This is a genomic window from Burkholderia sp. AU45274, assembly GCF_030482505.1.
Classification (GTDB): Bacteria; Pseudomonadota; Gammaproteobacteria; order Burkholderiales; family Burkholderiaceae; genus Burkholderia.
In genome coordinates this window covers 1,588,008-1,602,691 of record NZ_JAUJQE010000001.1, presented here as the reverse complement: position 1 = coordinate 1,602,691, position 14,684 = coordinate 1,588,008, and the positions used below count along the sequence as shown (strand labels likewise).

Below are 14,684 nucleotides of genomic sequence, written 5' to 3'. Positions count from 1 at the left end.
CGAAGAATCGGGCCGGGCTGCGGTGCCGTGTCGGCCGCGTGCCGTCGGCGCCGGTGTCGGTGCCATCGTCATGGAAGCCCCGCGGCCGGCAGCGTGATCGTGACCGTGGTGCCCTGCAGCATGACGCTGTGCACGTGGATCGTGCCTTCGTGCCGCTCGACGACGGTCTTGACGAACGCCATGCCGAGCCCGACGCCGCTGGTTTCCGGCTGGCCGGCGGTGCGGAAGCGCCGGTAACGCTCGAACAGCCGCGTCTGGTCCGCGCTGCTGATCCCGCACCCGCTGTCGCGGATCGTGCAGCGCACGGTCTTGCCGTCGGCGCCCGGCTCGACCCTGCATTCGACGCTCGTCAGCGACGCGCTGTACTTGATGGCGTTGTCCAGCAGGTTGATCAGCGCGCGCGACAGCAGTGCCGGGTCGCCCAGCACGATCGTGTCGTCGCGCCGCGGCACGTCGTCGATCGACATGGATTTCCGGTGCGCGAGCGGCCACACCGCGTCGCGTGCCTCGTTCATCAGGTCGGCGAGGTTGACCGGCACGCGCTCGTAGTCGCTGGCCTCCGCACGCGAGAGCTGCGCGAAGCCGTCGGCCAGCGCCAGCGTGTGCCGCGCCAGCTTGCCGATTCTCGCGAACTGCTGCTTCATCTGCACGTCGCCCGCCCGTCGCGCCTGCGTGTCGATCAGGATGATCAGCGAGGTCAGCGGGGCGCGCATGTCGTGCGAGAACAGCGTCAGCATGTCGTTGCGCTGGCGCTCGAGCATGTCGCGGCGGACGGTCGCGTGGCGCAAGGTTTCCAGTGCGTCGTGGATCTGCGTGATCTCGGGCCCGATGCCGCGCGGCATCGCGACGTGCGACGTATCGCCATCGCTGAGCGCGACGATCCGGCGGCCGAGCGCATCGAGCGGCTTCGACAGCAGTCGCTGCACGCCGCGCGCGAGCGAGGCCAGGATCGCGACGCACAGTGTCGTGGCGAACGCCGACAACGCGACCTTGATCCGGGCGGTGTTCCGGCCGCCGATCGCGCGACGCCGGGCCAGGTCGATCACGTGGTCGCGCAGCCGCTCGCTCGGCCGGAAATGCGGCACGATCGCGCGGGAAAAGTCGGCCGCACTCATCGCATAGACGCCGTTCTTGCCGCCGGCGACGGCCGCGTCGACGAGCGGCAGGATGTGCGCGTCGAAGGCCGCGTTGAGCTGCGCGTATTCGCGCGCCACGTCAGGGTCGTCGAGCTGCGCGCCGATCGAGCCGTCGATCAGCGCGCGCAATTGCTCGATGCGGCCGCGCATCCGCATGATGTCCGCGAACTGCGTGCGCTCGAGCGCCTGCCGCGCGAACATCGGCGCAATGAGCAGCGAGCCCGTGCGGCCCGCGTATTCGCGAAGATCGCCGAGGAGCCGCGCGAGCAGGATCGCACCCGAGGTGCGCGGGTCGCCCATCGCGGTGTCGGTCATGGCGCCGTCGATCAGCAGCGACAGCGTGTCGACGATCCGGAACAGGCGCGCCTGCGCGTGCTGGATATCGTGAACGCCGCGTGTCGCGCGCGGCCGCATGCCGAGTGCATCGACTTCCATACGCGCATCGGCGAGCGTGATCCGGACCGAGTCGAGTGCATGCAGCAGGGTGCTGCGTTCGCGATCGTCGAGCACGGTCGCTTGCGCGATGCCGCCGCGAAAATGGTCGAGCGCCTGGTCGGAACGCACGCGCGCGGCGAGCAGGTGGCGGATCTCGATCGCGCCGTCGTCCTGCGGGCGCACCAGCAGGTCGTTCGTCGGGCCGCGTTCGGCCGAGATCACGTTGGCGGCGCTCATCGCGCCGCGGACGAATTCGAAGCTCTGCAGGTCGGCGTTCTCCTGCCGGTATTGCCGGACACTCCCCCAGATGATCGTGCCGCACAGCAAGGCCAGCAGCGTGGTGACGAGTGCGAAGCCGATATGGGTCTTCTGCTGGATCGTCAGCGATCGAATGTTATATGCGCGTTCCCGGCTAAACGAGAATGAACGATTCATGACACACCATGTTTGCAAGCTATCCCGGGTGGGCCCGTATTCTCGGCCTGTCGGCGCCGCGACACCGTAAGGTTTTGTGGGGGGGGCGGGGGCCGCCCTCAAGGGGCGGCAACGATCCCGGCAGGGAGGCCGGATCGTGCCTTGCACAGGATCACCTTGCGTCAGTGTCCTGTCGACATCGGACGAATCGCGCTTGATCCGGAGAAACCCTGAGCGCGCATCGGACCAGCGGCGCATTACGACGGATGGTTTGGATTGCGAATGTTTCTGGTCGTCATGTTCGAACGATGCGCGGCACGAAGTTCGCGACGGACGAAGGCGGCAAGGAGGGGGCGCTGGAAGGGAATGGCTGGCAGGCGCGCCGCCTGCGCACGGGCGACGCTCCAGGGTGACGCTTGCAGCCCACGTGCCGCGGCGCGAATCGCTGCCGCGGCCGCGCGTGCGGTCAGGTGAGGGCGGGCTGGACGATGATCTTCACGTTCCGGTCCTTGTGGTTGACCAGTTCCTCGAAGCCGTGCGAGACGATGTCGCCAAGCGCGATGCGCCCGGTGATGAGCGGCTGCACGTCGATGCGGCCGTCCGCGATGAAGCGGATCACGTCCGCGAATTCGCCGTTGTACGCGAGCGAGCCGATCACTTCCTTCTCGGTCGACACGATGTCGAAGAAGTTGAACGGCGCCGGCTCCTCGAAGATGCCGACCATCACCGACTTGCCGGCCTTGCGGATCACGTCGATCGCGAGCTTCGCGGTGGTGGTGTGGCCGATGCACTCGAACGACACGTCGGCGCCGTAGCCGCCGGTCAGCGCCTTGACTTCCGCGATCGCGTCGGACGTCTTCGGATCGATGACCACGCTTGCGCCGACCTCCAGCGCCTTCTGCTTGCGCGCGGCCGACATTTCCAGCGCGATCACGCGCCCGGCGCCCGCGGCCTTCGCGCACATGATCGTGCACAGGCCGATCGTGCCCGCGCCGACCACGACGACGGTCTGCCCGACGATGTTGCCGGCCTTCTTCACCGCATGCAGCCCGACCGCGAGCGGTTCGATCAGCGCGCCGGCCTCGGTCGGGAAGTCGTCGGGCAGCTTGTACAGCAACTCGGCCGGCACGTTCACGTATTCGGCGAATGCGCCGTTGTTCATCAGCCCGGTGAACGCGAGGTTCTCGCAGATGTTGTACAGCCCATGCTTGCAATACCAGCAGGTGCCGCAATGCTGGCAGGCGTCGGCCGTCACGCGGTCGCCGACCGCGTAGCCCGTCACGCCCGCACCGAGTTCGGCGATCTCGCCGCTGAACTCGTGGCCGAGGATGCACTGGCCCTTCAGGCCCGTCAGCGGATGCGGCGCGTCGACCGGGATGAAGACCGGGCCCGCGACGTATTCGTGCAGGTCGGAGCCGCAGATCCCGCACCAATGCACGCGAATCGTCACCCAGCCTGCCGGCGGGCGCTCGGGAACGGGAACCTGTTCGACGCGGATGTCGTGTCGGCCGTGCCAGACGGCGGCTTTCATGCTCGGGGCGGTGGTCGTTGCCGGTGTACTCACGTTGCTGTCTCCATCAGGTTGTCGTCGGGCGCGAGGCGTGGCTGCCGGTGCGCCCGTCGCGCGAGTGCGCGAACGACCGGTATGCAGGAACGGGGCCAGCTCGAGTGGGGGCGCCGGACGGCGATCGGACGGGATGGGAACGATGCGATGCACCATTTACCGACTCGTTGACAGGGAATGATTTGACGGAAGCAGGGGTGAAATTTGCTGCGGAAGCAAAAACTCCGGCCGGGTGAGACGCTGGGACGTTCGTCTCAGCGCAATGAGACGAATCGCGAGACGCACGTTGCCACGCCGATCCATTGCCGCGATCGGCGGAACGGATCGTTGCGCACATTACCCCTTTACTTGAAGTTAACTTCAATTTGTATCATGTGCGCCAGTCCGATCGCGGACGCGTGACGCATCCCGTTGCACGCAGCCGTTTCAACGGAGGGGGAGATGACCGAATCGCCTGTCGCGGCCGATGCCGCCACGCTGCCGTCGCGCAGCTACCGGGCCGCCGTCGCGAACGTCGTGCTGGCGAGCATCGTGTCGGCGCTGCACGTCGGCAAGGCGACGATCGCGTTGCCGTCGCTCCAGCACGAATTCGGCGGCTCGCTCGCGTCGCTGAGCGGGATCATGTCGGTGTTTCCGTTCGTCGGCGTGTTCGGCGGCATCGCGGCCGGCCTGCTGGTGCGACGCCGGGGCGACCGGCTGCTGCTGATCGCGGGCCTCGTGATCCTCGGCCTGTCGAGTGTCGCCGGCGCATGGGCCGGCAGCTTCACGCTGTTGCTGGCCACGCGTTTCGTCGAAGGGCTCGGTTTCGTGATCGTGGTGGTTGCCGCGCCGGCCGTGCTGAATCGCGTGACGCCGCCCGAGCGGCGCAATCTCGTATTTGGCCTGTGGAGCACGTTCATGCCGGTCGGCATGGCGCTGTCGATGCTGGTCGGGCCGCTGCTCGGCGGCTGGCGCAACGGCTGGCTCGCGGCCGCGGCGCTGACGCTCGTCGCGGCGGCTGCGGTGCCCGTCACGACGTCGGCGGATGCGCCGTCGCGGCAGGCCGGCGCCCCGCGCGTCGGGCCCGCGCTGCGCGACGTACTCGCGTCGCGCTCGACCACGCTGCTGGCGCTGGGGTTCGCCACCTACAACGTGCAGTTCTTCGCGGCGATGACGTTCCTGCCGGTGTTCCTGATGCAGCGCCTCGGCGTCGCGGTCGGCGCCGCGGGGTTGATCAGCGCGGCGATCGTCGCCGCGTGCGTGATCGGCAACCTGACGGCCGGCTGGCTGTTGTCGCGCGGCGCACGGCCCGGGATCGTGATGGCCGCGACGTCGGTCGCGATCGGCGCGGCCGGCGCGGGGCTCTTCAGCGCGGCCACGCCGGCGCCGCTCGCGGTGGCGCTGGGTTTTGCGTTTTCGGCGATCGCGGGGATGCTGCCCGCGACGATCCTCGCGTGTGCGCCGGGCTCCGCGCCGACGCCGTCGCTGGCGCCGCTCAGCATCGGCTGGGTCGTGCAGGGCAACTATCTCGGGCAGGTGATCGGGCCGCTCGCGATCGGCTCGATCGTCGGCGCATTCGGCTGGTCGGGCGGCATCGGGCTGATGCTCGCGGCCGCGGTCACCGGCGCGGCGATCGGCCTGTCGCTGCTGCGCGAACCAACGGGCCGGCGCTGAGCGCGGCGCCGTTCAACCTGCACGGAAATCCGTCAAGCATGCTCAACACCATGGAAAGCCTGATTTGCGAAGCAGACCCGCCGTGCGATGCGCCGGCATGGGTCGAAGACGATGCGATGCCGCCACGTGGCGGCGTCGCGCATCCGCTCGGGACGATCGGCCGGGCGCCGGGTCCCGACCACGCCGCGGCGGCCGTCTCGCCGTTGCGCCCGCAACTGTTCGTCACGGTGCTGGAGGCCGACGACCACGCGTTGCTGATCCGCTGGGTCGAGAGCGGCCGGTGCCATTACGGCGAGCAGCGCTGGCGCTTGCGCGTCGCGTTGCAGCCGGGCCGCTGCGCGATCTCGGGGCAACCGATCGAGCCGGGCGAGCCGGTGTTCCGGCCGGTGCGGCGGCCCGTGCCGGCCAACGGCGACGAGATGATCTGCCCGGCGGCGGTGCCGGGTGCGGCCGGCCTGGCAGGTGACGCCGCCCCGGAGGGCGACGACGCCGCACGCGAGCCGGCCGACGTTTCCCGTTGAACGCCGGCCGGCTGCGACGCCGCGTTACTTCTTCACGTCGTGCCGGTACTGGATGAAGCCGGCGTTGTTCGCGAGCTTGTCGTACAGCGCGCGTGCCGTCGTGTTGGTTTCGTGGGTGAGCCAGTACACGCGGCTCGCGCCGGCTTCGCGGGCATGTTCGTACACGGCCTCGATCAGCGCGCCGCCTGCGCCTTGCCCGCGTGCGTCGGGTGCGGTGTACAGGTCCTGCAGGTAGCAGTACGGCCCTTCGGTCCAGCACGAGCGGTGGTAGATCGCATGCACGATCCCGACCAGCGCCCCCGAGGCGTCGAATGCGCCGAGCACGAACATCGGCTCGGCCGGATCCATCAGGCGGGCCCACGTCGTTGCGAATACCGCGTCGCTCAGCGCGGTGTCGTAGAACTTCTGATAACCCTGCCACAGCGGGCGCCACGCGGCTTCGTCGGCGGCGACGAGCGGGCGCACCGTGACGCGCGTCGCGTCGTTCGCGCGGCTGGCCGCGTCGCGCGCGCTTGCCTGCGCGTGGCGGATCGCGGTGAGCGACCGGCGCTGCTCGCCCTGCGCGTCGAAGTTTTCCGGGGCGAGCCACGCGTCGAACGCGGCGCGCACATCCGGCCATTCGCCGTCGATGATCGAGAACCACGCGGTGTCGCGATTGCGGCCGCGGTAGATGATCGCCTGCCGGAACGTGCCTTCGTAGCGGAAGCCGAGCCGGGCGGCGGCCTTGCACGACGGGAGGTTCAGGTCGTCGCACTTCCATTCGTAACGCCGGTAGCCGAGCGTGTCGAACGCGTACTTCATCAGCAGGAACTGCGCTTCGGTCGAAACGGGCGTGCGCTTGAGCAGCGGCGAGAACGTGACGGAGCCGACCTCGATCACGCCGTTGGCCGGATCGATGCGCATCAGCGCGAGCGTGCCGACCGCGCGGCCGGTGGCGCGGTCGATCACCGTGTAGTGCAGCGGATCCGGGCTCGCCTGCGCGGCACGCGCGTACTCGCGGTAGCTCGCTTCGTCGGCGTACGGGCCGTGTGCGAGATAGGTCCAGTCGCTGCCGTCCGGCGCCTGCGAGTAGGCGGCGTGCAGGTCGGCCGCGTGGCGCTCGGCGTCGAGCGGTTCGAGCCGGCAGTAGCGGCCTTCGAGCACGATGCGCTCCGGGCGCGGGCGCGCGGACCAGTCGGGAACGGGGTGGCCGATGGGTTGCTGGAAAGCGTTGGTGAGCGTGGACAAGGTCGATCTCGCTTCGGTTGGCGGCCGGCGACATGCCGGCATGCAGACGATCGTAGTCGCGGCGAGGTACCATGAGAAGCGCCAGAGATCGGCAAATTTATGGTGCCACGAATATCGGGGGGCCGAACCGCGAGCCGCCGTTCACCAGCCGTGCGCCACTTGCCGTGCGCCACGTTCCGACATTTTCACGCTGCGATGTTCCGATGACGACTGTCCTTCCTTCCGGCGATGCGCCGTTGCTGCCGCTCGACGCGCCGTTGGCGCGCACGCCGGGCGCGCCTTCGCTGCAGCGCCAGTTGCTGCGCCGCGTGCGCGACGCGATTCTCGGCGGCGCGATGCCGGCCGGCACGCGGCTGCCCGGCACGCGCGCGCTGGCCGAGACGCTCGGCGTGTCGCGCAACACCACGGCGGCCGTCTACGAGCAGCTCGTCGCCGAAGGCTTCCTGCAGTCGGACCGCCGCGGTACGCGCGTGGTGGGGTTGTCACGGCCGGCGCCGCCGCGCCGGCGTGCCGCGCCGCCGGCCGTCGCGCAGCGGCTCGGCCGGATTCGCCCGAGCCGCATCGGCACCGGCGAATCGGAGGGCTTCCGGCCGGGCGTGCCCGCGCTGACGCATTTCCCGGCGGACGCATGGCGCCACGCGATCGACCGCGCGCTGCGCCGCGCCGGCCGCGACCTGCTCGGCTATGGCGACCCGCTCGGCGAGCCCGCGCTGCGCGAATCGATCGCGCGCCACCTAGCCGTGACGCGCGGCGTGCGCTGCGATCCCGAGCAGATCGTGATCACGGAAGGCGCACAGGGCGCGATCGCGCTGTGCGCGCAGTTGCTGACGAACCCGGGCGATACGGTGTGGGTCGAGGAGCCCGGCTATCGCGGCGCGCGCACCGCGATGCAGGCGGCCGACCTCGACGTCGTGCCGATGCCGGTCGACGCAGAAGGGCTGCGCACCGACGAGGACGACTGGCGCGAGCGGACGCCGCGTCTCGTCTATACGACGCCGTCGAACCAGTTCCCGACCGGCGCCGTGCTGTCGATCTCGCGCCGGCTCGCGCTGATCGATGCCGCGCGCCGGCATCGCGCGTGGATCATCGAGGACGACTACGACAGCGAATTCCGTCACACCGGCGAGCCGATCGGCGCGATGCACGGGCTCGCGCCCGATTCGCCCGTCGTCTATCTCGGCTCGTTCAGCAAGACGATGTTTCCGGCGCTGCGGATCGGTTTTCTCGTGCTGCCCGACGCGCTGCTGGCCGCGGTGCGGCCGGTGCTGCCGGAGATGCTGCGCGGCGGGACGCGCCACGTGCAGCTCGCGCTGGCCGATTTCATCGAGTCGGGCGAGTACGGCCGCCATCTCGGCCGCATGCGCCGGCTGTACCGCGACCGGCGGCGGTTGCTGCTCGCCGCGCTGGACGGCAACCTGAGCGTGACGCATCAGATCGAGGGCGGGCCGTGCGGGCTGCATCTCGCGCTGCGGCTGCCGGCGCGCTACCGCGATCGCGCGATCGTCGACGCCGCGCGTGCGCACGGCATCGGGCCGTTTCCGCTGTCGGGTTTTTCGATCGATGCGGGATCGGCGGGCAACGGGCTCGTGCTCGGTTTCGGCAATACGTCGGCTGACGCGTTCGAGCCGATGTTGCGGATGTTGTCGGCTATCGCGGAGCGGGTGGGTGGGGAGTGATGTGGGGGCGGCCGGGCGCGCGGGTGACGTCACCCGTCGCCGGTGATTTCCGCGTCTGTATCGATTTCGATTTCGCTTTGGGATCCCGACGGGAGAATCGAGTCATGAATGGACGAACTGGATCGGTGATGACCGTCGTTCGTCTGGCTGCCTTCGCTACGGAAGCCGCGTGCGCTGGTGCGACGGATGACAATCGGACTTGTGCGGATTGACGAACCGCACACTTTGTTCGAAACGGCCACCGTCGCGGCTCCGCGCTTGCCGCGCCGCCCGGCATTCGGGTTTCGATTCGTATGGTCGAACAGGCCGCGTGGACTATAAATGGATGGGTGTACCGGGCCTTGTCGAGCGCCTGCGCGTCTCGCGCATGTCGGCGCCGTGACTCCCGGGGGAGGTGCACCGTGGTTCGCCAGACGCTTGCTCGCGCCGTGCTTCGCACCGCGTTGATCGGGGGCGTGTTTGCCGGCTGTTTGCCGGCCCCGCCGGCCGTCCTTGCCGGAACCCTCTCGCCGCCCGTCACGCCGCATCCGATGAAGCAACGGCCGGCTGTCGCGCCTTACGCGATGCCGGTCGATTTTCCGGCGATCGTCGACCGCTACGGCCCGGCCGTCGTGACCGTCATGACCGCCGCACCCGACCAGCAGGCGAGCGGCCCGTCGTTCACGACCCTCGATCCCGACGATCCGCTCGCGGCGTTCTTCCGGCGTGACGCACCGCCGCCCGCCCAGGGCCCGCAGGCGCCAGGCCAGCAGGCGCAGGCACCCGACACCGCGCCGCGCGCGGTATCGGGCAGCGGCTCGGGTTTCATCGTCAGCGCCGACGGCGTGATCCTCACGTCCGCCCACGTGGTCGACGATGCCACCGACGTGACGGTGCGGCTCACCGACCGCCGCGAATTCAAGGCGACCGTGCTGGCCGTCGATCCGCAAAGCGATGTCGCCGTGCTGCGTGTCAACGTAACGAAGCTGCCGTTCGTGCGCGTCGGCGATTCGTCGAAGGTTCGCGCGGGCGAGCCGGTGATGACGATCGGCGCGCCGGACGGATCGGGCAACACGGTCACGGCCGGCATCGTCAGCGCGACGTCGCACCGGCTGCCGGACGGCAGCGCGTTTCCGTTCTTCGAAACCGACATCGCCCCGAACCCCGACAACTCCGGTGGCCCCGTCTTCAATCGGGCGGGCGACGTGATCGGCATCGCGGTGCAGGTCTACACGGGCACCGACCGCTACGCGAGCACGACGTTCGCGATCCCGATCGCGTTTGCCGCAAAGGTGCGTGCGCAACTGCAGAAGCAGATGCAGGCGCAAGCGCAGCAGGCCCAGGCGCCGGGCGAGTCGTCGTCCGGCAATGCGATCGGCGTCGACGTGCAGGATGTCGGCATCGGGCTGGCCGCGGCGTTCGGGCTGCCGCGGCCGGCGGGCGCGCTCGTCAACGGCGTCGCGCCCGGCTCGCCGGCCGCCGCGGCCGGCGTGAAGCCCGGCGACGTGATCGTGAAGCTGGGCGACAAGACGATCGGCCGTTCGGCCGAGCTGAACGACCTGGCCGCCGCGCTGCCGCCGGGCCAGAAGGCGCCGCTGCGGCTGATCCGCAACCGCGCGCCGGTGATGCTGACGATCACGGGCGCCGACGAGGCCGCCGGCACCGCCGGCCCTGCTGTCGCCATGGCCGCGCCGAAGGCGGCTGCACGACCGGCGGCGGGAGCAGCGGCTGCCGACGGCGGCGACCGCCTCGGGCTGACGATGCATGCGCTCAGCGACGACGAGCGCCGCTCGACGGGGCTCGCCGTCGGGATGATGGTGGACGCGGTGCACGGCCCGGCAGCCAAGGCCGGTATTCAACCGGGCGATGTCGTGCTGGAGCTCAACGACACGCTGCTCGAGACGCCCGATGACATACCGACGCTCGAAGCGAACGGCAGCGTGATCGCGGTGCTGATCCAGCGCAACAACGCCCGGAAATTCGTGTCGGTGCGTGCGCGTTAGGGCGTTGACGCGCTCGGCATCGTCCGCCTACCATCGTCCGATCTCGCACGCAGTCAGCGACGCATTCAGGAGCCATCCGGCATGAACGCAGCATTCATCATCGTAGTAGTACCCAGGCGCAGGGTCCGGTAGCGGCACCGCGCCGGCACCCATGCGCCCCCGACTCGTTCGGGGGCTTTTTTTTGCATTGCGCACGGCCGTGCGGCACGTGCGCGGAGGGCATCCGCTTGCAATCGAACCTGCCGATCGCTTCCGAACGGGCGTCGCCGAGACTCGCGACGCTGATCCTGCTGTGTGCGTGCTCGGTGCTGCCGCTGAGCCTGTTCCTGCCGTCGCTGCCGGCCATCGCACGCGACCTGCGCGCCGACTATGCGCTCGTCGCGCTGTCGCTCGGCGGTTACGCGGCGGTGGCCGTGTTGCTCGAATTCGTGATGGGGCCGCTGTCGGACCGGTTCGGGCGGCGGCCGGTCGTACTGGCGAGCGTCGGCGTGTTCGCGCTCGGCTCGCTCGGCTGCGCGATGGCGACCGATATTCGGGCGTTTCTGGCATGCAGGCTGATGCAGGCGGCGATCACGTCGGTCTATCCGGTGTCGATGGCGACGATCCGGGACACCGGCGGCGGTGCGCGCGCCGCGAGCCGGATCGGCTATGCGGCGATGGCGGCCGCGTTCGCGCCGATGCTCGGCCCCACGCTCGGCGGCGCGCTCGACCAGGCGTTGGGCTGGCGCGCGAGCTTCTGGCTGCTCGGCGCGGTGGGCATCGCGCTGTTCGTCTGGTGTGCGTTCGACCTCGTCGAAACCCATGCGAACCGGTCGTCGAGCCTCGGGCAGCAGCTTCGTGCGTATCCGGCGCTGCTCCGCGCGCGCCGTTTCTGGGCCTACGCGCTTTGCATGGCGTTTTCGACCGGCGCGTTCTACGCGTTTCTGGCCGGTGCGCCGCTCGCCGCGCAAACGGTGTTCGGCATCGCGCCGGCGGAGATCGGCTTCTACATGGGGACCATCACGGCCGGCTTCGTGTGCGGCAGCTTCCTGGCCGCGCGTTACGCGCGCCGCTACGCGCTGGCCACGACGATCCTGTGCGGGCGGGTGGTCGCGTGCGCGGGGCCGTTGATCGGGCTCGCGCTAAGGTTCGGTGGCGCGACGCAGGCGATCGCGTGGTTCGGGCCGTGCGTGCTGGTCGGCATCGGCAACGGGCTGACGAATCCCGGCGCGCATGCAGGCGCAGTGTCGGTGCGCCCGGAACTGGCGGGGAGCGCGTCGGGGCTGGCCGGCGCGATGACGATCGCCGGCGGGGCCGCGCTTTCGTCGCTGACGGGGGCGGTGCTGACAGCCGGCAACGCGGGCTATGCGCCGCTCGCGATGATGCTGCTGTCGGCCGCGATCGCCCTGGCGGCGGCCGTCTGCGTGCGGGTGTTCGATGCGCGCGACGCGGGGCGGTGAACGAAGACACGCGGCATCGGACATGGGGGCTGGCACCGCTACCGTGCCGTGAACGATTGGCGGACAATCGATCGATTATCGGGAGACGACGAACCCGCCGCGCGCCGAGCATGCTCCGACGCGGGAAGGGCGACTGGACGAGGATGCGATGAGCGACTTTTCTGATTTCCAGCGAGACATTGCCGACGCCGCGAGAGCGACATTCAGGGCGCTGCGGGCGCTGCACCCGGACGAGCATTTCTACGCATTCGCGCTGTATACCGACAGCGGCGCGATGACGGTGGTGCCGGCGGCCAATTCGGTCGAGGGGCTGCGCCGGATCCGCGAGCAGCAGGCCGTCCCGGACGACGACCCGTGGTATGCGTGGGGTTTCTCCGAATGGGCGTACGCGGCGGCGGAAGCGTCGCCGTTCAATGCGATCTGCGGCAAGCTCGCCGATGACGTGCTGAGCCCGCAGTTCATCCGCTCGAGATTCCCGGAATTTTCGCGGCAACTGCACGCCGACATGATCGCGGCGTTGCGGCTGCTCGACCGAGAAGGCCTGTTCGGCACGGGCGACGACCGGGCGGCGATCACGCTGTTCGTGTCGATCAGCGACGACGACGCGGCCGAGGCGCTGGAAAACGAATCGGCGAAGGCGCTGAATCCGCCGGCCGTCGCCGACGCATTCCTGCGCCGCTACGACCGACCGAAAGCGGGATAGCGCACGGCGGCCCCGCGCAGGCGGCCGCCGTGCGTGCTGCGTGTCGGCTTATGGTTTACGGCTTCGCGCCCACGACGAATTCGAACGTCGCGACGCCGTCGACGCCGCCCGTGACGCGATCGCCCGGCTGCAGCGCGCCGACACCCGCCGGCGTGCCGGTGAAGATCAGGTCGCCGGCCTTCAGCTCGACCGAGCGCGACACGTACGCGATGACGTCGGGCACGGCCCAGATCATGTCGGCCAGGTCGCCTTGCTGGCGCGTGTCGCCGTTGACCGCGAGCCAGATGCGGCCCGTCGCCGGGTGGCCGGTGGCGGCTGCCGCGCGCAGTGCGGTTACGGGGCCCGATGCATCGAAGCCCTTCGCCCAGTCCCACGGACGGCTCAGCTTCTTCGCTTCGGCCTGCAGGTCGCGGCGCGTGAGGTCGACGCCGACACCGTAGCCCCACACGTGCGACAGTGCGTCGGCCGGGTCGATCGACCGGCCGTTCTTGCCGATCGCGACGACCAGCTCGATTTCGTGATGAAGGTCGTTCGTCAGCGGCGGATAGGCGACGGTGCCGCTGGCCGGGACGATCGCGTCGGCCGGCTTCGTGAAGAAGAACGGCGGTTCGCGGTCGGGATCGGCACCCATTTCGCGCGCGTGGTCGGCGTAGTTGCGGCCGACGCAGAACACGCGGCGCACCGGAAAGCGCGCGGACGACTGGTCGACTTCGACGGAAGGACGCTCGGCAGCGTCGATGACATAAGCGGACATCGGATGGCCTCGTTCAGTGGGAAGACGGATGCGGTGCCCGTGCGGCGCACGGGCCGGCATGCGTGCAACGATACCCGACAGCCGAGTGGCCGGATGCGACGCAACTGCGTTTTACCGGGACAAAACTACGCGTCGGCCGCCGCCGGTGCGTCGTCGCCGTCCGGCGGCGCGGCGTTCGCGTCGCGGTACGCCTTCGGCGACACGCCGACCCGCGCGCGGAAGCGCCGCGCGAAATACCCTTCGTCGCGGAAGCCGACCGAGCGTGCGATATCGGCGATGCGCCGGCTGGTATGGGCCAGCAGCGACTGCGCGAGCGCGATCCGGCGCTCGGTCACGAGATCGGTGAAGGTGCTGCCGGTTTCCTTGCGGACCAGGTGCGCGAGGTAGTTGGGCGACAGGAACGCGGCCTCGGCGGTCGCGGCGAGCGTCAGGTCCTCGCGGGTCAGGTTGGCGCGCACGTGGCGCAGCACGCGCGCGAGCGCGTCGCGCCGGCCCGCGCGCTGGGCGCCGCGCTGCGCGAGCTTGTCGAGCGCACCCGCGTACTGCGTGCAGACGAGCCCGATCAGCTGCAGCAGGTAGCCGCGCAGCAGCGTGGTCGAGCCGAACGTGCGCACGCGATCGGTGTCGAGCATGCACAGCGCGAGGCGGCGCGCTTCTTCGTAGGTGTCGCCGGTCAGGATGAAGTCGAGGTGTTCCTGGAAGCGGAACGGCGTCAGCTCGGGAAAGCGGTGCGCGGGCACGTCCTCGAGATCGAGCGGGTCGACGTCGAGATCGGCGCGCAGGAACGCCTGGCTGAAGTTGATCACGATGAAGTGCGCGCCTTCCGGATGCGGGATCAGGTGCTCGCGGTGCGGCAGCACGAACGCGAGCGCGCCGCGCGGAAACGGCCGCGTGACGCCGCCGATCCGCTGCTCGGTGTCGCCGCCGAGATTGAACTGGATCTGGAAATACGCGTGCCGGTGCGGCTCGGTGATCGCCTGGCGCGACGCCTGGTCGCGGATGTAGAAGTCGAGCCGGTCGCTGCGTTCGGGCATCCCGTACAGGCGCGGCGGGGCGGTGGAGGGCATGAAGGATTCTGCTGTTCGTGACGCGGTTGAGCCGCGATGGTACAGCGAACCGGGCGCGGCGGCGATCCGTGCGGCCGCACGGCTTCGCCCGGTGTCGCTCGCGGCGTGCCGCG

General features: G+C 69.9%; 11 protein-coding genes. 6 read left to right on the top strand and 5 right to left on the bottom strand.

Annotated elements, in window-relative coordinates; genetic code table 11:
• Positions 1-68: 68 nt before the first annotated feature.
• Both QZM35_RS07125 and QZM35_RS07120 read right to left on the bottom strand, forming a co-directional pair.
• On the bottom strand, positions 69-2,006 hold the full coding sequence (locus QZM35_RS07125; RefSeq protein ID WP_301775666.1) for a HAMP domain-containing sensor histidine kinase: 1,938 nt from the start codon (positions 2,004-2,006) through the stop codon (positions 69-71).
• 445 nt (positions 2,007-2,451) lie between these two features.
• Complete coding sequence (locus tag QZM35_RS07120; RefSeq protein ID WP_174972593.1) at positions 2,452-3,516, bottom strand: 2,3-butanediol dehydrogenase; 1,065 nt, start codon at positions 3,514-3,516, stop codon at positions 2,452-2,454.
• 474 nt (positions 3,517-3,990) lie between these two features.
• Here QZM35_RS07120 and QZM35_RS07115 point away from each other — a divergent pair, with 474 nt between their 5' ends.
• Together QZM35_RS07115 and QZM35_RS07110 are read left to right on the top strand one after the other, a co-directional pair.
• A complete protein-coding gene (locus tag QZM35_RS07115; RefSeq protein WP_301775665.1) occupies positions 3,991-5,202 on the top strand; it encodes a CynX/NimT family MFS transporter in 1,212 nt (403 codons plus the stop codon).
• A 38-nt stretch (positions 5,203-5,240) separates the two neighbouring features.
• Positions 5,241-5,723, top strand: a complete 483-nt coding sequence (locus QZM35_RS07110; RefSeq protein WP_301775664.1) for a DUF3331 domain-containing protein — start codon at positions 5,241-5,243, stop codon at positions 5,721-5,723.
• A gap of 24 nt (positions 5,724-5,747) precedes the next feature.
• Here the strand turns inward: QZM35_RS07110 and QZM35_RS07105 are convergent, their stop codons facing one another.
• A complete protein-coding gene (locus QZM35_RS07105) occupies positions 5,748-6,950 on the bottom strand; it encodes a GNAT family N-acetyltransferase (protein ID WP_301775663.1) in 1,203 nt (400 codons plus the stop codon).
• Positions 6,951-7,153: 203 nt separating this feature from the next.
• Between QZM35_RS07105 and QZM35_RS07100 the strand changes: the two genes are divergently transcribed.
• The 4 genes from QZM35_RS07100 to QZM35_RS07085 all read left to right on the top strand — a co-directional run bounded on the left by QZM35_RS07100 (position 7,154) and on the right by QZM35_RS07085 (position 12,750).
• Entirely contained in the window at positions 7,154-8,626 is a 1,473-nt protein-coding gene (locus QZM35_RS07100) for a PLP-dependent aminotransferase family protein (RefSeq protein ID WP_301775662.1), read from the top strand.
• Positions 8,627-9,027: 401 nt separating this feature from the next.
• On the top strand, positions 9,028-10,608 hold the full coding sequence (locus tag QZM35_RS07095; protein WP_301775661.1) for a trypsin-like peptidase domain-containing protein: 1,581 nt from the start codon (positions 9,028-9,030) through the stop codon (positions 10,606-10,608).
• A gap of 227 nt (positions 10,609-10,835) precedes the next feature.
• Positions 10,836-12,047, top strand: a complete 1,212-nt coding sequence (locus tag QZM35_RS07090; protein WP_301775660.1) for an MFS transporter — start codon at positions 10,836-10,838, stop codon at positions 12,045-12,047.
• 148 nt (positions 12,048-12,195) lie between these two features.
• A complete protein-coding gene (locus tag QZM35_RS07085) occupies positions 12,196-12,750 on the top strand; it encodes a DUF4303 domain-containing protein (RefSeq protein ID WP_089427312.1) in 555 nt (184 codons plus the stop codon).
• Positions 12,751-12,805: 55 nt separating this feature from the next.
• On the opposite strand, the gene QZM35_RS07080 is transcribed toward QZM35_RS07085, so the two are convergent.
• Entirely contained in the window at positions 12,806-13,504 is a 699-nt protein-coding gene (locus QZM35_RS07080) for a fumarylacetoacetate hydrolase family protein (RefSeq protein WP_301775659.1), read from the bottom strand.
• Positions 13,505-13,629: 125 nt separating this feature from the next.
• Complete coding sequence (locus tag QZM35_RS07075) at positions 13,630-14,571, bottom strand: helix-turn-helix transcriptional regulator (RefSeq protein ID WP_301775658.1); 942 nt, start codon at positions 14,569-14,571, stop codon at positions 13,630-13,632.
• Between the last annotated feature and the right edge of the window lie 113 nt (positions 14,572-14,684).